Below are 19,766 nucleotides of genomic sequence, written 5' to 3'. Positions count from 1 at the left end.
GCCAGATGACGCGCGTTGCTCCATCCATGACTAAGACGCGCTGGCGCGAGACGGCAAAGACCATCATCGAGCGCGACGGGGGCATTTGCCATCTGTGCGGCCAACCGGGCGCCGACATCGTGCATCACCTTCGGGGCCGCCGGCAGGGTGGAACGAACCACCCGGAAAATCTCCGCGCCGTCCACCGGACTTGTCACTACCTGAACCGCCCAAGCCGGAGCTGACGCTATGCCCTATGCCCCACCCAAGGCGTGCAAATGCGGGGCGCTGGTGCCTTATGGGCGCCGGTGTCCGCGCTGCGCCAAGGCCCATGACAAGGCCCGCGGCACGGCCCACCAGCGCGGCTATGACGGCGACTGGAAGCGGGTGCGTGCTGAGTTCATCAAGACGAACCCCGTGTGCGATGAGCCAGGCTGCGGCCGTGCGGCGATCGACGCCGATCACATCGTCAGCGTGCGTGAGGCGCCGCACCGCCGCCTGGACCCGACCAACCTTCGCCCCTACTGCCACGCCCACCATTCCGAGCGGACGCGCCGCGACCAGGGAGGCCCCAGGCCCAGGGGGTAGGGGGTCATGCCCTGGCCGCCTGGGGGTCAGGGACCGTTGGGGGGTCACGCTCCCGACAGAACCGAATTGAGCAAATACGGAATTGAGGTGTGAAATGCGAGGACGGAAGCCGGACCTGAAGGCGATTGAAGGTGGACTTTCCCGCCTCCCGCCGGCGCCGTCATGGCTGCCGACGGAGGGAAAGGCCGAGTGGCGGCGGGTGGTGCCGGCCCTGAAAGACCGGCGGACCATCACCAAGGCCGATCTACCCATGCTGGAGGCTTATTGCTTGGCCGCCGGCACGGTGCGCCGCGCCCAGGCGACCATCGCGGCCGAGGGCGACATCATCACCACCGACAAGGGCGGCAGCCGCCGGCACCCCGCTTTCCAAACGCTGTTCCAGGCCCTCACCGAGTCCCGCCGGCTGGCTTCCGAGTTGGGCTTGACGCCGGCCAGCCGAAACAAGGCGGCCCCGAGCGAGAGCGACGACGAGCTGGGGGACCTGGACCTGTGAAGTCGACCTATCCTGATTGGCTGTTTGACGGCTCCGCGATTGATGACCCGTTCGGCTATGGCCAGCGGGCCGTCGATTTCCTGCGGGTACTGCGCCATCCAAAGTCCACCCTGCCGAAGCGGGCCTTCCAGCTATACAACTTCCAGGAGCGCCTTGTCCGGCGCATCTACGGCCCCCGCCATCCCGACGGCCGGCGCATCGTCCGCAATGTGGTGATGCTGCTGCCCCGCGGCGGCCGCAAGACCAGCCTGGGCGCTGGCCTGGGCCTGCTGCACACCATCGGACCCGAGCGCGTGCCCGGCGGCTTGGCGCTGTTCGCGGCATCCGACCGTGAACAGGCGCGCATCGGATTCGAGGAGGCATCCGGCATCTGCCGGGAAGACGGCCGGATTGCCAACAAGCTGCGGTTCATCGATTACCGGCACCGCATCGAACACCCGAAAAGCGGCGCCAGCCTGCGCGCCATCTCCTGCGACGCGGCCCGCCAGCACGGTACAACCCCCACCTTCGCCCTGGTGGACGAGTTGCACGCCTGGCCCAAGCGCGACCTGTGGGACGTCATCCGCACCGGCCTTACCAAGGTGCCCGGTTCCCTGTGCGTGGTGATCACCACCGCCGGCCGGGGCCAGCAGAACGTCGCCCACGACCTCATCGACTACGCCCGCCGTGTGGCGCGTGGCGATATTGATGACCCCGGCACGTTGCCGGTGCTGTTTGAGACGGCGGCGGACGCCGATTGGCGGGACGAGGCCCTGTGGTATCGGGCAAACCCCGGCCTGGTCCACGGCTTCCCCGATATCGAGGGGCTGCGCCAGCTCGCCCGTGAGGCAGAGAACAGGCCCGCCGACCGGGAGGCGTTCCGGCAACTGCACCTGAACGTGTGGCTGGACCATTCGACAGACCCCTTTGTCGAAATGGGCGTCTATGACCAAGGCGCCGAACCCCTGGACCTGGACGAGCTGGAGCGCGAACCGTGCTGGCTTGGCGTGGACCTGTCGTCAAACTCTGACCTGACGGTGGTGGTGGCCTGCTGGCGCGTCGGCGACGGATACGCGGTGCTGCCTCACTTCTTCTGTCCCAAGGACAACCTACGCCTTCGCCAGGACCGCGACGGCGTGCCTTACGTGCGCTGGGCGGAGGAGGGACTAATCGAACCCACCCCGGGGAACGTGGTGGACTTCCGAGCCGTGGAGGACTGCATCCGTGACCTGTATGACAAGTTTGACGTCCAGGGGATTGGCCTCGACCCGCACCTGGCCCGCAACACCATCAACAACCTGATGGAAGACGGCTTGCCGGCGGTGGAGGTGCGGCAAGGGTGGGTAACCATGGCGCCCGCCATCAAGGATCTGGAGCGCGCCATCATCGGCCGGCAGTTCCAGCATGGTGGCCATCCGGTGCTGCGCTGGTGCTTCGACAATATCCAGGTCGAAACGGACAGGGCGGGGAATCGGCTGTTCAGCAAGGGCAAGGCCCGGGAGCGGATCGACGGCGCCGCGGCGTGCGCGACTGCGGTTGCGCTGGCCATGCACGGCGAAGGCGGCCCATCGGTTTACGAGACGGACGAGCGACCGGACGGCTTCTTGTTCATTTGAAACCCTGCCGGCAGGGCCTGGCGGCGTAGTTCACCGCTGGGATCGCCGGACTGGCGTAAGTCGTGAGTGGCCAGGCATGAAACGAACCGCGACAGCCGGCGGCTTTCTCCTTAGGGCGTGGCCGGCAATTCCAAGCTCTACCGTGAGTCCCCGGTGAGACTTGGCACTGGAATTTATGTCTGGATTTTCTGCTAAGTCATTGGAGGCACGGCCGGGAATCGAACCCGGATTCACGGATTTGCAGTCCGTTGCATCACCATTCTGCCACCGCGCCATCCACGAGAACCGACCGAAGGGGCCGTCCAGCGGCGCCTGCGGTCAGGGCAGGGCGCCTCTATAGCGTCGCCCGTCGGGGCGGTCAAGCATGCTGGCGTCGCTTTCTGACGTTTCGGTGACGGCGCGGGGCCCCGGCCGCGCCGAGGGCTTGGCGGGCGGCGGCGGATGGATGCCCGGTGCAGGCATCAATTGTCTTCGGGCGGCGGGGGAGATATATACCGATCCTGGTTTTTCAAGCGTGTGCGGGCCGAACGGCCCTGTGGCGCGCATCTTCCTCCGCCTCGTTTCCATCAGATCGGTATATCCCATGGCCGCCGACTACACCGCCGCCCGCGTCAACATGATCGAGGGGCAGATTCGCCCCAACAAGGTCACCGACCCCTTCGTGGTTGAGGCTTTCCTGGCCATCCCGCGTGAGCGGTTCGTGCCGGAGGCGCTGGCCGGCGTCGCCTATGTCGACGAGGACGTGCCCGTGGCCCCCGGCCGCTACCTGATGGAGCCGATGGTCCTGGCCCGCCTGGTGCAGGAACTGTCCCTGACCCGTGCCGACAAGGTGCTGGCCGTGGGTGTGGCCACCGGCTACGCCGCCGCCATCATGGCCGAGATGGCCGGTTCGGTGGTGGCGCTGGAAAGCGACCCCGCCCTGGTCGAGGCCGCGCGCAAGGCGCTGGCCGGTGTCGCCGGCGTCGCCGTGGTGCAGGGTGACCTGTCCGCCGGCTACCCCGCCAAGGCGCCCTACGGCGCCATCCTGATCGACGGCTCGGTGGCCGAGGTGCCGGCCAGCCTGCTGGACCAGCTGCCCGAGGGCGGCCGCCTGGTGGCTGTGGTCATCAACGCCGCCGGCCTGGGCGAGGCGCGCTATTACCGCAAGGTGGGTGGCGTGGTGTCGCACCGCATCCTGTTCGACGCCGCCGTCCGGCCCCTGCCGGGTTTCGGGCGCCGCGCCGAATTCGTGTTCTAATCCGAAGCCCCATGGCTGGGTGCTCGCTGTCCGCCATGGGGCTTCGTTCCGCCCTTTCGCTGCCGACCTGGGCCGGGAAGGGGCGGATTAGGGGGGAGACGGTCCCCCGAAACATGGCCTTAAGTGGACCTTTGCGGTTCCACCGATCATGTTACAGAGTGTTTTTTAAGGGGCGCGTTGGCGCCGATGGGGATTCGGGGTGTGGTTCTGCTACGGTCGCGTGCGTCAGGGCGCGCCCCACCTATGATATTTATTTAAGGTGTTTGGGGAAAATGGCGATGCAAGTGAACACCGCTGGATGTGGGGCAGAGGGCATGGGAACCGGACATTGGGTGAAGCGGGCGCGCCGGCTGGCCGCCGCCCTGCCGCTGACGGCGCTGGCCTTGACCGTGGCGACCGTGGCCCACGGGCAGTCGCTGGAAGACGCCTTGAGCCAGGCCTACCAGAACAATCCCACGCTGGAAGCCGGCCGCGCCGGCCAGCGCGCCACGGATGAAGGCGTGCCCCAGGCCCGCGCCAGCATGCTGCCCACCGTCACGGCCGACGGCAACCTGGGCAAGGAGCGGCTGAGCCAGGGCAACGCCATCACGCACATGAATCCGGCGCAGACCGGCGTTACCATCAACCAGGCGATCTACGCTGGCGGCAGCATCCAGGCCGGCATCAGCCAGGCTGAGAATCAGGTGGAGGCTGGCCGGGCCAGCCTGCTGGACACCGAACAGCAGGTGCTGCTGGCCGCCGCCACCGCTTATCTGGACGTGGTGCGCGATCAGGCCGTCCTGGACCTGAACATCAACAACGAGCAGGTGCTGACCCGGCAGTTGGAGGCGTCGCGTGATCGCTTCCGCGTGGGTGAGCTGACCCGCACCGACGTCAGCCAGTCCGAGTCGCGCCTGGCCGGCGCCACCGCCGACCGCATCTCGGCCCAGGGCGCTCTGGCCGCCAGCCGCGCCACCTATGCCAAGCTGATGGGCCAGGTGCCCGGCACGTTGAAGCAGCCGACCCGCGTGGTGCACCTGCCGGTGAACCAGGAAGAGACCATGGCCGCGGCCGAGGTGTCGGCCCCGGTGGTCGTCGCCGCGCGCTACAATCACAAGGCGTCGCAGGACGCGGTTGACGGTGCCTTCGGCCAGATGCTGCCGCAGCTGTCGGCCAGCGCCCAGTACTACCGCAACTGGGACCAGTCGCTTCCCGGCGTGCAGTACGACACGGCCGTCATTTCCGCCCGCGTCACCATTCCGCTGTATGAGGGCGGCGGCACCTCGGCCAAGGTGCGCGGCGCCAAGCAGACGGAACAGCAGCGCCGCACCCAAGTGATGGAGGCCGTGCGTTCGGCCGACGAGACGGCGGTGAAGGCCTGGCAGGCCCTGGTGACGGCCCGCGCCGCCATCGAGGCCTACAAGAGCGCCGTCGCCTCCAACGAGATCGCGCTGGAAGGCGTGCGTCAGGAACAGTCGGTGGGTTCCCGCACCATCCTGGACGTGCTGAACGCCGAGCAGGAACTGGTGAACGCCAAGGTGCAACTGGTTCGCGCCCAACATGACGAGCAGGTGGCGTCCTACGAGGTGCTGTCGGCCGTGGGCGACCTGACCGCCGCCAAGCTGGGCCTGAACGTCCCGCTGTACGACGCCAAAGCCCACTATGAAGAGGTCAAGGACAAGCTCTGGGGTCCTTCGATCGAGAAGTAAGCGGGCGATCCGCCCGATCGTACGCGCCAGACGGGCGGCTCCATGGCTTGGGAGCCGCCCTTTTCTTTTGTGGAAAGGCGGCGACCCACCCTATTCTTGAGGGGAAGCAATAGCGGGGGCGAATAGGGGAGGGCGGGATGACGCGGGCCAGCATTGGCGCCCGGCACGGCCGTGATTAACCCAATGGCATTTTTACTGTTCTTGCCCTAGGCTGCCCCGAATGTCGGTGCCCATACGTCGGTGCGGGGCCGGCGCGCTTACAGGTCCACGCCGTTACAGGTCAGGTTAGGCAACAATGGCTGACAAGTCACAACAAGAACCTTCGATGGAGGAAATCCTCGCCTCCATCCGGCGGATCATTTCTGAAGACACCGACGCCCCGCCGCCCGAGCCGGAGGCGCCGCCGCCTCCCCCGCCCCCTCCGCCGCCTCCCCCTCCGCCCCCGCCGGAGGACGACATTTTCGAGGCGGTGCCCATGCCGCCGCCCCCGCCTCCTCCGCCACCACCTCCGCCTCCGCCCGAGGATGATGTGCTGGAGTTGACGGACATCATCCCGGATGAGCCCGAGCCGGCGCCCGAACCCCTGCCGGACCCCTTCGCGTACGAGCCGCCGCCGCCGCGCCGCCCGCCGCCGCCCATGGACGACGACCGGCTGATGTCGCAGTTCACGGAGGATGCGGCCAGCCGCGCCTTCGCCGGTTTGTCCGGCTTCCGCCGCGGCGGCCCCAGCCTGACGGGGGAGGGGCCCATCGGCCGCTCCGACGTCACGCTGGAGGAGATCGTCCACGTCCTGGTCCGCCCCATCCTGCGCGAATGGCTGGATGAGAACCTGCCCTCCCTGGTCGAGCGCCTGGTCAAGCGCGAGATCGAGAAGGTGGTACGGCGCGGACTCGACTGAGGCGCGCCGCTTCGATAAACCTTGCCAAGCCCCAGGTAATTTCATAGGGGGCGGCGCTCTACCCCGCGCCGCCCTTTTCTTTTGCCGCTTTAGTGCGATTTCAGGTGCCCGCCATGCTGGACAAGACCTTCTCCCCCGCCGATGTCGAAAGCAGCCGCTATGAGCGCTGGGAGCGCTCGGGCGCTTTCGCCGCCCATGTGGACAGCAACGCCCAGCCCTATACCATCATGATGCCGCCGCCCAACGTGACGGGTAGCCTGCACATGGGCCACGCGCTGACCTTCACGCTGCAGGACCTGCTGATCCGCTATCACCGCATGAGTGGTCGCGACGCCCTGTGGCAGCCGGGCACGGACCACGCCGGCATCGCCACCCAGATGGTGGTGGAGCGCAACCTGGCCAAGGAAGGCAAGACGCGCCATGATCTGGGCCGCGAAGCCTTCCTGCGGAAGGTCTGGGAGTGGAAGGCGGAGTCGGGCGGCACCATCACCCGCCAGTTGCGCCGTCTGGGCGCCTCGCCCGACTGGTCGCGCGAGCGTTTCACCATGGATGAGGGCCTGAACGCCGCCGTCCGCAAGGTGTTCGTGGAGCTGTACCGCCAGGGCCTGATCTATCGCGACAAGCGCCTGGTGAACTGGGACCCCAAGCTGCACACCGCCATCTCCGACCTGGAGGTCGAGCAGAAGGAGGTGAAGGGCAGCCTGTGGTACTTCCGCTATCCGGTGGAAGGCATGGCGGACACCTTTATCACCGTTGCCACCACGCGGCCCGAGACCATGCTGGGCGACACCGGCGTGGCCGTGCATCCGGACGATGAGCGCTACAAGGATCTGGTGGGCCGCCATGTCATCCTGCCCATCACCGGCCGCCGCATCCCCATCGTCGCCGACGAGTATGCCGATCCGGAGACCGGCACCGGTGCGGTGAAGATCACCCCCGCCCATGACTTCAATGATTTCGAGGTCGGTAAGCGGCACAACCTGCCCATGATCAACCTGTTCGACCGCGACGCGAAGCTGAATGAGCATGCGCCGGCCGAGTATCAGGGGCTGGATCGCTTCGCCGCCCGCAAGAAGGTGGTGGAGGAGATCGAGGCCCTGGGCCTGCTGGAGAAGATCGACCCGCACACCCTGATGCAGCCGCACGGTGACCGCAGCGGCGTGGTCATTGAGCCCTGGCTGACCGACCAGTGGTATTGCGACGCCGTCACCCTGGCCAAGCCCGCGCTGGAGGCGGTGGAGCAGGGCAAGACCCAGTTCGTGCCCAAGCAGTGGGAAAACACCTATTACGAGTGGATGCGCAACATCCAGCCGTGGTGCATCAGCCGCCAGCTGTGGTGGGGCCATCAGATCCCGGCGTGGTTCGGGCCGGACGGCAAGTTCTTCGTCGCCGAGACGGAGGCCGAGGCCCAGGCCGAGGCGGATGCCCATTACGGCGCCGCCACGCCCCTGACCCGCGACGCCGACGTGCTGGATACCTGGTTCTCGTCCGCCCTGTGGCCCTTCTCCACCCTGGGCTGGCCGGAGAAGACGCCGGAGTTGGCGCGCTATTACCCCGGCGATGTGCTGGTCACCGGCTTCGACATCATCTTCTTCTGGGTCGCCCGCATGATGATGATGGGCATCCACTTCATGGGCGACGTGCCCTTCCGCACCATCTACATCCACGCCCTGGTGCGGGATGAGAAGGGGCAGAAGATGTCGAAGTCCAAGGGCAACGTCATCGACCCGCTGGACCTGATCGACCAGTACGGCTGCGACGCCCTGCGCTTCACCCTAACGGCCATGGCAGCCCAGGGCCGCGACATCAAGCTGGCGACCTCGCGCGTCGAGGGCTACCGCAACTTCGCGACCAAGCTGTGGAATGCCGCCCGCTACGCCCAGATGAACCAGGTGGCGCCCGTCCCGGGTTTCGCCCCCACCGACCTGACCCAGACGGTCAACCGCTGGATCGTGGGCGCGGTGGCCGATTGCGCCGCCCAGGTGACCGAGGCGCTGGAGGGTTACCGCTTCAACGATGCCGCCAACGCCCTGTACCACTTCGCCTGGGGCAGCTTCTGCGACTGGTACCTGGAATTCACCAAGCCCATCCTGAACGGCGAGGATGAGGCCGCCAAGGCCGAGACACGGGCCGTCACCGCCTGGGTGCTGGACCAGATCCTGCACCTGCTGCACCCCATCATGCCCTTCCTGACGGAAGAGCTGTGGGAGAAGCTGGGCGAGGGCCAGCAGCGCGGTGACCTGATCACCGCCGCTTGGCCGAACTACCCGGCCGCCTATAAGGACGCCGGTGCCCTGGCCGAGATGGATTGGGTGGTGCGCTTCATCTCCACCATCCGCACCATCCGGTCGGAAATGAACGTGCCGCCGTCAGCCCAGCTGCCGCTGCTGGTGAAAGGGGCGGGGGCGGAGACGACTGCGCGCCTGGGCACCCACCGCGACCTGATCCTGAAGCTGGCCCGCCTGTCCGACATCGCCCTGACCGAGGAGGTGCCGGCCACTGGTGCCGTGCAGGCGGTGGTGGATGAGGCAACGCTGGTCCTGCCCCTGGCCGACTTCATCGACATCGGCAAGGAGAAGGCCCGCCTGGCCAAGGAAATCCAGAAGCTGGAGGGTGAAATCGCCAAGGTCGACGCCAAGCTGGGCAATCCCAACTTCGTCGACAAGGCCCCGCCCGAGGTCATCGAGGAACAGCGGGAGCGCCGGGCCGAGGCCGATGGCACCCGCACCAAGCTGGCCGAGGCGCTGTCCCGCCTGGGCTGATGCCGGGTGGGTTGACACGGGCTCCTCCGGGTCAAGATGACGTGATGCACGGCCGCTCCGGGGAAAAGCCTTTGGGGCGGCCGTTTGTCACATGGATGTATTCATTGGAATAATGCGACCTATGCGGGAGGTGTCGCGCGGGGCGGCATCCTGACTTCCCCCTTGAGGATGCGATGACCGCTGGGCGTTGGATGGTGATGATGGCTGCCGTGGCCCTTGTGGCGGGCTGCGCGGTGCAGCATGTGCAGGTCGTACCCGTCACCATGAACGGCGGCACGGCGCCCCGGCCGGCTGGTACGGTCGGCACGCCGGAAAAGGTCATGCTGACCCGCACCGTTCCCGTGGGACAGGAGCGCGAGCTGAATTTCTATCAGGGCCTGCATGAGGATTGCGCCCCGATTTCTGGCATCACGGTGCAAATCCTCACCGCGCCAGCCCACGGCACCGCCAGCTTGCGCGATGGGACGGACTATCCGACCTTCCCTGCCGGCAATCCCCGCGCCGCCTGCAACAAGAAGGCCATGCCCGCCCAACAGCTGTGGTACCAGCCCGCCCCAGGCTATGCCGGTGCGGACGTGCTGGAGGTGCAGGTTTTCTACCCCATGGGAACGACCCAGAAGCAGACCTACACCATCAACGTGCAGGGCAACGCCACCCAGGGCAACGCCACCCAGGGCGCCACCACCCGTCCCGCCGCGCCCACTGGCCAGTAACATCCGCATTCCGGCGGTGCGCCCGGTCCGGCCAGGCTGAAGCGGCCCCCGGCTTTTGCCACACCCGTGTCCGCCTATGGTCAAGGGGCGGGCGCCTTGATGGCCTCCTCGTCCAGCCAGCGGGTCCGGTTCAACAGCAGGGGGGCGACCGCCAGGAACGGGACCAACTGCAGCAATACCCGGGTTTCCGCCAATTCGGCGGCGATGCAGAGGGCCGCCACCTGTGCCGCGACATAGACGGCAAGCCCGGCGGCCTTCAGGCGGTAACCGGCCAGCAAGACCCCGACCACGGCGACGGCGCACAGCAGCAACAGAGGTATTAGAAACGGGAAGCTGTAGTCGAAGGTGATGAACCAATCGATGACGGAGCCCAGGTTGCGAAGCAGCTTGATATGCATGCCCCCGGTGTGGTCGCCGATCTGGCTCGCATCGGCGAACAGTTCTGGTCCGATCTCGCGGTTCAACAGCAGGGTGCGCAGCAGTTCGACCACTTCCAGGCCGACCACACCGCCAACCACACCCCCGCCCAGCAGGCGCCAATCCCACTGCCGCCAGGCCAGCCGCCACCGCATCCAGTTGTCGGCCAAGCCCTGCACCGCCATCCATATGGCGATGAACAGCGCGCTTTCATGGTTCAGGAAGGCCACGGCCATCAGCGCCAGGAAGGCCCACCAGGGGGCCCGCCGAACCACCAGCAATAGGAAGGTCGCGCCGATCACCAGGATGAAGAAGTCCCAGATATAGAGCCAGGGTCGGCTCAAGACCAGTGGGAAGAGGGCGAGCAGTCCCATCATCGCCGCCCAGCCGCCGGCCGGCCCCTCCAGCCGCTGGCCGACGCGGAAGGTGACCACGGCCGCGGCCGTCAGGGCGCCGATGCCGGTAATGAAATAAGCGTTGATCAGGGATGGCCCCAGCCAGCTGACGGCGGCCATGACCAGGGGACCCAGCACCCGCGACTGGTAGACGCGCCAGTGCGGTAAACCGTCCAAGACGCCCTGCGCCGCCGCGACGTTTTGGACGATATAATCGAGGAAATAGAAGCTGATCAGCCGGAATTCCGCGATGGCCAGCAGGAAGGCCGTAGCCCCCACGGCGACAATGCCTGAGCGACCCGTCTGGCCGATGGCGGGTACTTCATGCATGTCACTTCCCAGGTTCGTCATTTTAAGGCCTGACCGTATGGTGCTTAGGGCCCGATCGTATGGTGCGGTCCCGCCCCATGCGATCAGGCGGCGAAGGGGCCGGGATTTTCCGCCGTGGGCTTTTTCAGCCACACGGCGGCCAGGGCCACGAACGGCGCGAGATGCAGCAGCGTGCGTGTTTCGTTGGTCAGGCCCAGGGCCAGCACGGCCAGCACCTGGACCAGGACGAAGGCCGCCAGGGACAGGGCGCGGATACCATGCCGCTTTACCATCACCACCGTCAGTCCCAGCACCGTGGCCAGGTAGACGGGGATCAAGAGATCCAGCGACAGGCCGGGATCGGTGATCCAGTCGTAAAATTGGCCGAAATTCTCCCCCACCTGGATATGGAAATAGGCGTCGAACGTGGTGGAGGATGACTTCTGGATATCGCGGAAGATTTTGTAGCCGACCTCTTCCTTCAGCAGCGTCCGGCGCAGGAACTCGATTACGGCGAAGGCGGCGACGCTGCCCAGCAGGCCCGAGGCCAGCCAGCGCCAGTCCGGCCGGCGCTTTTCCACCCATGCGTCGATGACGGCCTTGGCCATCATGTAGCCGCCGATGAACACGGCGGATTCATGGTTGAAGCAGGCGACGCCCAGCAGGGCCAGGAAGGACCACCACGGCGCCCGGGTCAGGACCAGCAGGTAGAACACTGCCGTGGTCAGCAGCAGCACGAAGTCCCAGATGTACAGCCAGGGCTTCGACATCAGGGCCATGAACAGGACATGCATGGCCAGCAAGGCCGTCCAGGCCTTCTGCCGCCCGTCCACTCGTTGGCTGGCCGCTCCCTGGCCGGCCGCCGCCTGGGCGGCGTAGAACAGAGCCAGGCCGGCGCCGGTCAGGCCGAACACGGCGACCACGGCGTGGGCGCTGGTCAGGTTCACGCCCGTGAGCTCGATCAGATGTTCCAGGAAGGGCGCCAGCACGCGCGACTGGAAGAAGCGCCAGTGCGGATAGCCCTGCAGCACCCCCACCTCAGCCTGCAAGTTCTGCAGCAGGTATTGGTCGAAGAAGTGGACGATGTGGCGCCACTGCGCCACCGCCAGGATGAAGGCCGTGCCCGTCACCAGCAGGGCGTCCAGGTATTCCTCCCGATCTGCCCGCAAATCCAAACCACGCATATGCGACTTTCCCCAATAAGCCGGTGACGTTGGCCCGGCCGTCACCCCGCGGCCAAATCCGCCGCCAAATCCGCCAGGGCGGACGGCAGGTCGCGGAAATGGTCCACCAACCGGTCCGCCCCCAGTTGTTCCACGGGCATGCGCGGATAGCCATAGGTAACGCACACGACCTGGCAGCCGGCGGCGCGGCCAGCGGTCACGTCGTTGGCACCATCACCCACCATGATGGTCTTGCCGGGTGCGGCGGCCAGGTGGGCCATGGCGTGCAGCAGTGGGCCGGGGTGGGGCTTGCGCGTCGGCAGGCTGTCGCCCCCGACCACGGCCTTGAAATAGGGAGCGAGGCCGATGGCCTCCAGCACCGCGTGGGTTGCCCGTTCCGGCTTGTTGGTCACCAGGGCCAGGGGGATGTCGGCGCTCAAGCTGGCCAGCGTCTCGGCCACGCCGGGGAAGACGCAGGACGGATCGGCCGGCAGGGACTCATAGATCGCCATGTAGCGGTCGGTCATGGCGGGGACCGAGTCGGGATCCAGCGGCCGGCCCACAGCGGCGAAGGTGCGGGTCACCAGCATCGGGGCACCGTCGCCGATAAACTGGTGCACCTGCGCCAGGTCCAGGTTGGGCAGGTCCTCCTCATCCAGCAGGCGGTTGATGCCGGTCAGGATGTCGGGCGCGCTGTCGATCAGCGTTCCGTCGAAGTCGAACAGGACGGCGGCGGGCATGAGGCTCATGGGGCGGCATCCGGGCGATGGCGGTTTCGCGAGACACCATCGTTGTGGCAGTAAGGGGACCTCGCTGGCAATGGCGTCGGGCATGGGTTCATCCCATCTGACGACGTGTCGCGCTCCAAACAGTGCAGTGAATCCAAACAGTGCCGTGAATAAGGTTATCGCCATGACCGCTCAGACGTCGACCGCCCTCGCCTGCATCGTCCTGGCCGCGGGCAAGGGTACCCGGATGAAGTCCGACCTGCCCAAGGTTCTGCACCCCATCGCCAATGAGCCCATGGTGGCCCACGTGCTGCGGGCGGCGTCGGCGCTGAATCCCGACCGGATCATTGTCGTGGTGGGCCCTGGGCAGGAGGGGGTGGCCAAGGCCGTCGCGCCGCACGCCACCGTGCTGCAGCCCCAGCAGCTGGGCACGGCCGACGCGGTGAAGGCGGCGCGCGGGAGCCTGGGCGATTTCGATGGCGACGTGCTGGTGCTGTTCGGTGACACGCCCCTGGTGCGGCCGGAGACGCTGTCCCTGCTGGTTCAGGCACGGCGTGGCGCCGGCGATCCGGCCGTGGCGGTGCTGGGCATGCGCCCAACCGATCCGGCCGCCTATGGCCGGCTGGTGCAGGACGAGGCCGGCGGCCTGACCAAGATCGTGGAATTCCTGGACGCCACGCCGGAGGAGCGGGCGATCGGCCTGTGCAACGCCGGGCTGATGGCCTTCGATGGCCGCCGCCTGTGGGCCATCCTGGACGCCATCGGCAGCGCCAACGCCAAGGGCGAATACTACCTGACCGACGCCGTGGCCGTGGCCCGCGCCGAGGGCCATGCCTGCGCCGTGGCCGAGGGGGACCCGGCGGATGTGGAAGGCGTCAATTCCCGTGTCGAATTGGCCAGGCTGGAAAAGCTGATGCAGGCCCGCCTGCGCCGGCAGGCCATGCTGAACGGCGCCACCCTGGCCGACCCGGATACGGTGTGGTTCTCCGCCGACACGGTGCTGGGCCGCGATGTCACCGTGGGGCAGAACGTGGTGTTCGGGCCCGGCGTGGTGGTGGAGGATGGCGTGACCATCCGTCCCTTCTGCCACCTGGAAGGTGTGGTGGTACGGCGCGACGCCATCATCGGTCCTTATTCCCGCCTGCGCCCGGGGTCCGACATCGGCGCCGGCGCCCACGTCGGCAACTTTGTCGAGGTCAAGGCCTCCACCCTGGGCAACGGCGCCAAGGCCAACCACCTGGCCTATGTCGGCGACGCCGACATCGGGGAGGGGACCAACATCGGCGCCGGTGCCATCACCTGCAACTATGACGGCACCTTCAAGTACCGCACCCAGGTGGGCCGCAACGTCTTCGTCGGCACCAACGCCACCCTGGTGGCCCCGGTGCAGGTGGGCGACGGCGCCTTCATCGCCGGCGGCAGCACCATCACCCAGCCAGTGCCGGCCGACGCCCTGGCCATCGGCCGCGGCCGCCAGGTGGTGAAGGAAGGCTGGGCCGCCGCCTTCGCCGCATCTCAGAAGGCGCGCAAGGCGGCGCAGAAGAAGGGCTGAGCGGGAAAGGGTTAGGCCAGGATGGTCCGGCTGGGCGATGATGGTATGGGACGAAGGATGGGTGCGGCGCGTTAACGACAGGGGGCGTCATGCACAGGACGATGGCGGAGCCAAGCTGGCGGGAACTTTATAAGCCCAAGCTGGTCACGGTGCTGCGCGAGGGGTATGGCCTGCGCGACCTGCGGACCGACCTGGTGGCCGGCCTGACCGTGGCCATCGTGGCCTTGCCGCTGTCCATGGCCATCGCCATCGCCTCGGGTGTTACGCCGGATCGGGGGCTGTACACCGCCATCGTCGGCGGCTTCCTGGTTTCGCTGCTGGGCGGCAGCCGCTTCCAGATCGGCGGTCCGGCCGGTGCCTTCATCGTGCTGGTCGCCGCGTCGGTGGAGCGGCTGGGGGTGGGCGGCATGGCGCTGGCCGTGATCCTGTCCGGCCTGATCCTGATGGCCATTGGTGCCCTGCGCCTGGGGACCTTCATCAAGTATATCCCCTATCCCGTCACAGTGGGCTTCACCGCCGGCATTGCCGTCATCATCGCGGCCAGCCAGGCGCGCGACCTGTTGGGCCTGACGCTGCCGGGCAAGGAGCCGGGGCCGCTTGTGCCCAAACTGCTGGCCTTGGGACACGCCCTGCCTACGTTGAACCCCGCCGCCCTGGGTACGGCAGTGGCGACCATCGGCCTGATCGTGCTGCTGCGGCGCTGGCGCCCTCAATGGCCCATCCTGCTGATCGCGGTGGCGGCGGCCAGCGTGGTCGCGGCGGTTGCCCACCTTCCTGTTGAGACCATCGGCACGCGCTTCGGCGGCATCCCGCGCAGCCTGCCGGCACCACACCTGCCGCCCCTGTCGCCGGACCTGGTGTTGGCGGTCCTGCCGGACGCGGTGGCCTTCGCATTGCTGGGCGCCATCGAAAGCCTGCTGTCCGCCGTGGTGGCCGACGGCATGACCGGCCGGCGCCACCGGGCCAATGCCGAGCTGGTGGCGCAAGGTGTCGCCAACATCGCCAGCGCGCTCTGCGGCGGCATCTGTGTCACCGGCACCATTGCCCGCACGGCCACCAATGTGCGGGCCGGCGCGCGCGGGCCGGTGTCGGGCATGGCGCACGCCGTGTTCCTGGCGCTGTTCATGGCTGTGGCGGCCCCGCTGGCCAGCTATATCCCCCTGCCGGCGCTGGCGGCGGTGCTGGCGATTGTCGCCTGGAACATGGCGGAGAAGCATGCCTTCGGCCTGTTGCTGAGGGCGTCCTGGGGGGATGCCGCGGTGCTGCTCTCCACCTTTCTGCTGACTATCCTGCGGGATCTGACGCTGGGCATCGTCGTCGGCTTCGCCACCGGGTCGCTGCTGTTCATCCACCGCATGGCCGGAACCCTGCGGATAGAGGGGGGCGTCCCCCTGGTGGCCCCTGACGTTGCCGATCGCGCCGGCCCGCTGCCGGACCAGCCCCAGACGCGCGACGACGACATTCTGGTCTTCCGCCTGTCCGGTGCATTCTTTTTCGGGGCGGCGGCCGGCGTGTCCGCCCTGTTCGACCGCATCGCCGCCCGGCCGCGGGCTTACGTGCTGGACCTGACGGCGGTGCCGCTGCTGGACTCGACGGCCGTCACCGTCATCGACGGGCTGGCGGCCAAGGCGCGTAAACAGGGGGCGGTCGTGGCCATCGCCCTGGCCGACCCAGAGGCGCGGCGCCTGCTGCTGACCCAGGGCCTGAAGCCGCCACGGGTTCATGTCGGCCGCACCCTGGACCAGGCACTGGTTCGCGCCCGCCGCGCCTTGGGCCGGCCGGGGGACCAGCCGGACACGGATCACGAAGCGGCCTGAGCCCCAAGGTCCAAGATCCGGATTTCAGCCCAACCTGGGAACGCAGGCTGGGGGTGGGCGGTTGTGAGCTGCCTGGGCCGGGGCACCCCCCGCATTGCAACGCCCCCAGAACCCGCCTACGTAAGAACCATGCCCCCAGGCGGTTGTTACAAGAGGTTTGCCATGGATACCCCCGTTCGCGCCCCCCACGGGCTCCTCATCCGCACGGCTCAGGCCCTTGGGCTGAAGGACCCCGGCCTGCTGCGGGACCAAGCCTACATCGGCGGGTCTTGGGTCGATGCCGACGAGGGCGGCACCATAGACGTCGACAACCCGGCGACCGGTGAGGTCATCGGCACCATTCCCGCCATGGGCGCCGCCGAGACGGCGCTGGCCATCAAGGCGGCCAACGCCGCCTGGGCCGGCTGGCGCGCCCGCACCGCCAAGGACCGCGCCGCCGTCATGCGCCGCTGGTTCGAGATGATCATGGCGGCGCAGGAGGATCTGGCCCGTATCATGACGGCGGAGCAGGGCAAATCCCTGGCCGAATCGCGGGGCGAGGTCGCCTACGGCGCCAGCTTCATCGAATGGTTCGCGGAGGAGGGCAAGCGCGCCTACGGCGACACCATCCCCAGCTTCGCCGGCGACAAGCGCATCGTGGTGGTGAAGGAGCCCATCGGCGTGGCCGCCGCCATCACCCCCTGGAACTTCCCCATCGCCATGATCACCCGCAAGGTGGGCCCGGCGCTCGCGGCCGGCTGCCCCATCGTGGTGCGCCCGTCGGAGGTGACGCCCTACAGCGCCCTGGCGCTGGCCGTGCTCGCGGAGCGGGCGGGCGTGCCGCCGGGGGTGCTGAGCGTCGTCACCGGCCATCCCAAGCCCATCGGCGGGGAGATGACCTCCAACCCGCTGGTGCGCAAGCTGTCCTTCACCGGCTCCACGCCCGTGGGCAAGCTGCTGATGAAGCAGAGCGCCGACACGTTGAAGAAGCTGTCGCTGGAACTGGGCGGCAACGCGCCCTTCATCGTCTTCGACGATGCCGACCTGGACGCGGCGGTGGAGGGGGCCGTGGCCTCCAAATACCGCAACGCCGGCCAGACCTGCGTCTGCGCCAACCGCATCCTGGTGCAGGACGGCGTCTATGAGGCGTTCGCCGCCCGCTTGGCGGAGGCGGTGGGGCGCCTGCGCGTGGGCAACGGCGCCGACAAGGACGTGACCACCGGCCCCCTGATCAATGCCGCCGCGGTGGAAAAGGCGGAGCGCCACATCGCCGATGCGGTGGCCAAGGGCGCTCGCGTCGCCATGGGCGGCCGGCGTCATGCCCTGGGCGGCAACTTCTTCGAGCCCACCCTGCTGCTGGACGCCACGCCGGACATGATCCTGGCGCGCGAGGAAACCTTTGGCCCGGTGGCGCCGCTGTTCCGCTTCAAGGACGAGGCCGAGGCCATCCGCATGGCCAACGACACCGAGTTCGGCCTGGCCGCCTACTTCTACAGCCGCGACATCGGCCGCATCTGGCGGGTGGCGGAGGCGCTGGAATACGGCATGGTCGGCATCAACGAGGGCATCATCTCCACCGAGGTGGCCCCCTTCGGCGGCGTGAAGCAGAGCGGCCTGGGCCGTGAAGGCTCCAAGTATGGGATCGAGGATTACCTGGTGGTGAAATACCTGCTGATGGGCGGCCTGAAGGCCTGAGCCCACGCGCCGCCGCTCCTGGAGCTCCCCGTCGCCGCAAGGCTGTCATGTTACGGAATTACCGGAAAATTGCCCGCCTGATTACAGGGTACGTGATTTTCCGGTGGCGCTTCCAGGGAATTGTGGTAGTGAAATAACCGCATAATCGATAACGGGCGGATGGCCCTGCCATCCCTGGGAAACCAAGCCAAGGCGCCATCATGGCTGAAGTGCTGCAAGTCAATCCCTTCGATTTCGTCGTTTTCGGCGGTACCGGCGATCTTGCCATGCGCAAGCTGCTGCCCGGCCTCTACTACCGGGAGCGCGACCGGCAGATGACGGACGAAAGCCGCATCATCGCCGTCAGCCGCACCGACCAGACGGTGGAGGATTTCCGGGCCACGGTGTGGGCGGCGCTGCAGCGCCACGTCCCCGCCGCCGACCTGGAGACGGCGGTGTGGGAGCGGTTCGCCGCCCGCCTGGGCTATGTGTCGCTGGACGCGACCAAGTCGGCCGGCTGGGAACCCCTGCAGACCCTGTTGAAGGGGCATGAGGACAAGGCCCGCGTCTGCTACTTGGCGACGGCCCCCAGCCTGTTTGGCGCCATCTGCCGCAACTTGGCCAGCGCCGGCCTGGTGACCGATACCTGCCGCGTGGTGCTGGAGAAGCCCATTGGCCATGACGGCAAGTCGGCCAATGCGGTGAACGAAGAGGTGGGCGCCGTCTTCCCCGAAGACCGCATCTACCGCATCGACCATTACCTGGGTAAGGAGTCGGTGCAGAACCTGATGGTCCTGCGCTTCGGCAATGCTCTGTTCGAGCCGCTGTGGAACAGCAGCTGGATCGATCATATCCAGATCACCGTCGCCGAAAGCGTGGGTGTGGAAGGCCGGGCCGAGTACTACGACAAGGCCGGCGCCCTGCGCGACATGGTGCAGAACCACTTCCTGCAGTTGCTGTGCCTGGTGGCGATGGAGCCGCCGGCCCACCTGTCGGGCGACCAGATCCGCAATGAGAAGATCAAGGTGCTGCGGGCCCTGCGCCCCATCACCCAGGCCGATGTGAAGGTCAAGACCGTGCGTGGCCAGTACCGCGCCGGCTCCATCGACGGCCAGCCGGTCCCGGGGTACGCCGATGAGCTGACGCGGTCCAGCAACACCGAGACCCTGGTCGCCATCAAGGCTGAGATCGAGAACTGGCGCTGGAGCGGCGTGCCCTTCTACCTGCGCACGGGGAAACGCCTGCCAGTCCGCTATTCCGAGATCGTCGTCCAGTTCAAGGACGTGCCGCACAGCGTCTTCCCCAAAGGCTCGGGCGAGCTGATGGCCAACCGCCTGGTCATCCGCCTGCAGCCGGACGAGGGCGTGCAGCTGAACATCATGACCAAGGTGCCGGGCCCGGGCGGCCTGCGCCTGCGCTCCGTGCCGCTGAACCTCTCCTATGCCGAGGCGTTCAAGGACCGGTATCCCGAGGCCTATGAGCGGCTGCTGATGGACGTGGTGCGGGGCAATCCGTCGCTGTTCATGCGCCGCGACGAGGTGGACGCCGCCTGGTCCTGGATCGACACCATCCTGGCCGGCTGGGAGCAGACGGACATGCGCCCGGACCCCTACGCCGCCGGCGGCTGGGGCCCTATCAGCGCGGCCCTGCTGCTGGACCGCGACGGTCGCCGTTGGCACGACCCCGAACTCTAAGGGTTCGCGGGCGTTTATTCGACTTCAGCCCCCGGGGCCGGCGCCGCATCGCCGGTCCCGCCGGCGTATCCACGTTCATGGCTCA

Annotated in this window: 16 protein-coding genes and 1 tRNA gene; 13 read left to right on the top strand and 4 right to left on the bottom strand. The window is 67.6% G+C overall.

Annotation, left to right across the window (positions count from 1 at the left end; genetic code table 11):
- Positions 1-5: 5 nt before the first annotated feature.
- The 4 genes from FBZ88_RS31605 (at position 6) to FBZ88_RS24530 (ending at position 2,655) form a co-directional block, all read left to right on the top strand.
- On the top strand, positions 6-224 hold the full coding sequence (locus FBZ88_RS31605) for an HNH endonuclease (protein ID WP_145619694.1): 219 nt from the start codon (positions 6-8) through the stop codon (positions 222-224).
- A gap of 4 nt (positions 225-228) precedes the next feature.
- Entirely contained in the window at positions 229-567 is a 339-nt protein-coding gene (locus FBZ88_RS24540; RefSeq protein WP_246138839.1) for an HNH endonuclease, read from the top strand.
- Positions 568-661: 94 nt separating this feature from the next.
- Positions 662-1,060: a phage terminase small subunit P27 family gene (locus tag FBZ88_RS24535; protein WP_145619693.1), complete on the top strand. Its 399-nt coding sequence runs from the start codon at positions 662-664 to the stop codon at positions 1,058-1,060.
- Complete coding sequence (locus FBZ88_RS24530; RefSeq protein WP_145619692.1) at positions 1,057-2,655, top strand: terminase large subunit; 1,599 nt, start codon at positions 1,057-1,059, stop codon at positions 2,653-2,655. The genes FBZ88_RS24535 and FBZ88_RS24530 overlap by 4 nt, the downstream gene beginning before the upstream one ends.
- Positions 2,656-2,855: 200 nt before the next feature.
- Here the strand turns inward: FBZ88_RS24530 and FBZ88_RS24525 are convergent.
- Positions 2,856-2,929, bottom strand: a tRNA-Cys gene (locus FBZ88_RS24525).
- A 309-nt stretch (positions 2,930-3,238) separates the two neighbouring features.
- Between FBZ88_RS24525 and FBZ88_RS24520 the strand changes: the two genes are divergently transcribed.
- The 5 genes from FBZ88_RS24520 to FBZ88_RS24500 all read left to right on the top strand — a co-directional run bounded on the left by FBZ88_RS24520 (position 3,239) and on the right by FBZ88_RS24500 (position 9,953).
- The gene (locus FBZ88_RS24520; protein ID WP_145619691.1) at positions 3,239-3,892 is read left to right on the top strand and encodes a protein-L-isoaspartate O-methyltransferase family protein; all 654 of its coding nucleotides are present in this window, start codon (positions 3,239-3,241) and stop codon (positions 3,890-3,892) included.
- Positions 3,893-4,206: 314 nt separating this feature from the next.
- On the top strand, positions 4,207-5,580 hold the full coding sequence (locus tag FBZ88_RS24515) for a TolC family outer membrane protein (protein ID WP_246138838.1): 1,374 nt from the start codon (positions 4,207-4,209) through the stop codon (positions 5,578-5,580).
- A 538-nt stretch (positions 5,581-6,118) separates the two neighbouring features.
- On the top strand, positions 6,119-6,478 hold the full coding sequence (locus FBZ88_RS31130; protein WP_246138843.1) for a DUF2497 domain-containing protein: 360 nt from the start codon (positions 6,119-6,121) through the stop codon (positions 6,476-6,478).
- A gap of 113 nt (positions 6,479-6,591) precedes the next feature.
- A complete protein-coding gene (locus FBZ88_RS24505) occupies positions 6,592-9,240 on the top strand; it encodes a valine--tRNA ligase (protein ID WP_145619688.1) in 2,649 nt (882 codons plus the stop codon).
- A gap of 173 nt (positions 9,241-9,413) precedes the next feature.
- Entirely contained in the window at positions 9,414-9,953 is a 540-nt protein-coding gene (locus FBZ88_RS24500) for a hypothetical protein (protein WP_145619687.1), read from the top strand.
- 80 nt (positions 9,954-10,033) lie between these two features.
- Here the strand turns inward: FBZ88_RS24500 and FBZ88_RS24495 are convergent, their stop codons facing one another.
- The 3 genes from FBZ88_RS24495 to gph all read right to left on the bottom strand — a co-directional run bounded on the left by FBZ88_RS24495 (position 10,034) and on the right by gph (position 12,986).
- The gene (locus FBZ88_RS24495; protein ID WP_145619686.1) at positions 10,034-11,095 is read right to left on the bottom strand and encodes a hypothetical protein; all 1,062 of its coding nucleotides are present in this window, start codon (positions 11,093-11,095) and stop codon (positions 10,034-10,036) included.
- Between the two features lie 83 nt (positions 11,096-11,178).
- The gene (locus tag FBZ88_RS24490) at positions 11,179-12,258 is read right to left on the bottom strand and encodes a hypothetical protein (RefSeq protein ID WP_145619685.1); all 1,080 of its coding nucleotides are present in this window, start codon (positions 12,256-12,258) and stop codon (positions 11,179-11,181) included.
- A gap of 41 nt (positions 12,259-12,299) precedes the next feature.
- Entirely contained in the window at positions 12,300-12,986 is a 687-nt protein-coding gene (gph, locus tag FBZ88_RS24485) for a phosphoglycolate phosphatase (protein ID WP_145619684.1), read from the bottom strand.
- Positions 12,987-13,149: 163 nt separating this feature from the next.
- Here gph and glmU point away from each other — a divergent pair, with 163 nt between their 5' ends.
- The 4 genes from glmU (at position 13,150) to zwf (ending at position 19,681) form a co-directional block, all read left to right on the top strand.
- The gene (glmU, locus tag FBZ88_RS24480) at positions 13,150-14,517 is read left to right on the top strand and encodes a bifunctional UDP-N-acetylglucosamine diphosphorylase/glucosamine-1-phosphate N-acetyltransferase GlmU (protein ID WP_145619683.1); all 1,368 of its coding nucleotides are present in this window, start codon (positions 13,150-13,152) and stop codon (positions 14,515-14,517) included.
- A gap of 89 nt (positions 14,518-14,606) precedes the next feature.
- Positions 14,607-16,334 (top strand): SulP family inorganic anion transporter, encoded by a 1,728-nt coding sequence (locus FBZ88_RS24475; protein ID WP_145619682.1) that lies wholly within the window; start codon positions 14,607-14,609, stop codon positions 16,332-16,334.
- A gap of 162 nt (positions 16,335-16,496) precedes the next feature.
- Positions 16,497-18,008: an NAD-dependent succinate-semialdehyde dehydrogenase gene (locus FBZ88_RS24470; RefSeq protein ID WP_145619681.1), complete on the top strand. Its 1,512-nt coding sequence runs from the start codon at positions 16,497-16,499 to the stop codon at positions 18,006-18,008.
- A 200-nt stretch (positions 18,009-18,208) separates the two neighbouring features.
- Positions 18,209-19,681, top strand: coding sequence for a glucose-6-phosphate dehydrogenase (gene zwf / locus FBZ88_RS24465; RefSeq protein WP_145609876.1), 1,473 nt, complete (start codon positions 18,209-18,211; stop codon positions 19,679-19,681).
- Positions 19,682-19,766: the final 85 nt, after the last annotated feature.

Origin of the sequence: Nitrospirillum bahiense (genome assembly GCF_007828025.1) — a bacterium.
In the GTDB taxonomy this organism is placed as follows: domain Bacteria; phylum Pseudomonadota; class Alphaproteobacteria; order Azospirillales; family Azospirillaceae; genus Nitrospirillum; species Nitrospirillum amazonense.
Note: the sequence above shows the minus strand (reverse complement) of the source record. Positions and strands in the feature narration are given on the sequence as shown.

Bases quoted from the DNA above. Each gene is read 5' to 3' on its own strand.
- FBZ88_RS31605 (WP_145619694.1), top strand. From the start codon at position 6: ATGACGCGCGTTGCTCCATCCATGACTAAGACGCGCTGGCGCGAGACG.
- FBZ88_RS24540 (WP_246138839.1), top strand. From the start codon at position 229: ATGCCCTATGCCCCACCCAAGGCGTGCAAATGCGGGGCGCTGGTGCCT.
- FBZ88_RS24535 (WP_145619693.1), top strand. From the start codon at position 662: ATGCGAGGACGGAAGCCGGACCTGAAGGCGATTGAAGGTGGACTTTCC.
- FBZ88_RS24520 (WP_145619691.1), top strand. From the start codon at position 3,239: ATGGCCGCCGACTACACCGCCGCCCGCGTCAACATGATCGAGGGGCAG.
- FBZ88_RS24515 (WP_246138838.1), top strand. From the start codon at position 4,207: ATGGGAACCGGACATTGGGTGAAGCGGGCGCGCCGGCTGGCCGCCGCC.
- FBZ88_RS24505 (WP_145619688.1), top strand. From the start codon at position 6,592: ATGCTGGACAAGACCTTCTCCCCCGCCGATGTCGAAAGCAGCCGCTAT.
- FBZ88_RS24500 (WP_145619687.1), top strand. From the start codon at position 9,414: ATGACCGCTGGGCGTTGGATGGTGATGATGGCTGCCGTGGCCCTTGTG.
- FBZ88_RS24495 (WP_145619686.1), bottom strand. From the start codon at position 11,095: ATGCATGAAGTACCCGCCATCGGCCAGACGGGTCGCTCAGGCATTGTC.
- FBZ88_RS24490 (WP_145619685.1), bottom strand. From the start codon at position 12,258: ATGCGTGGTTTGGATTTGCGGGCAGATCGGGAGGAATACCTGGACGCC.
- gph (WP_145619684.1), bottom strand. From the start codon at position 12,986: ATGAGCCTCATGCCCGCCGCCGTCCTGTTCGACTTCGACGGAACGCTG.
- glmU (WP_145619683.1), top strand. From the start codon at position 13,150: ATGACCGCTCAGACGTCGACCGCCCTCGCCTGCATCGTCCTGGCCGCG.
- FBZ88_RS24475 (WP_145619682.1), top strand. From the start codon at position 14,607: ATGCACAGGACGATGGCGGAGCCAAGCTGGCGGGAACTTTATAAGCCC.
- FBZ88_RS24470 (WP_145619681.1), top strand. From the start codon at position 16,497: ATGGATACCCCCGTTCGCGCCCCCCACGGGCTCCTCATCCGCACGGCT.
- zwf (WP_145609876.1), top strand. From the start codon at position 18,209: ATGGCTGAAGTGCTGCAAGTCAATCCCTTCGATTTCGTCGTTTTCGGC.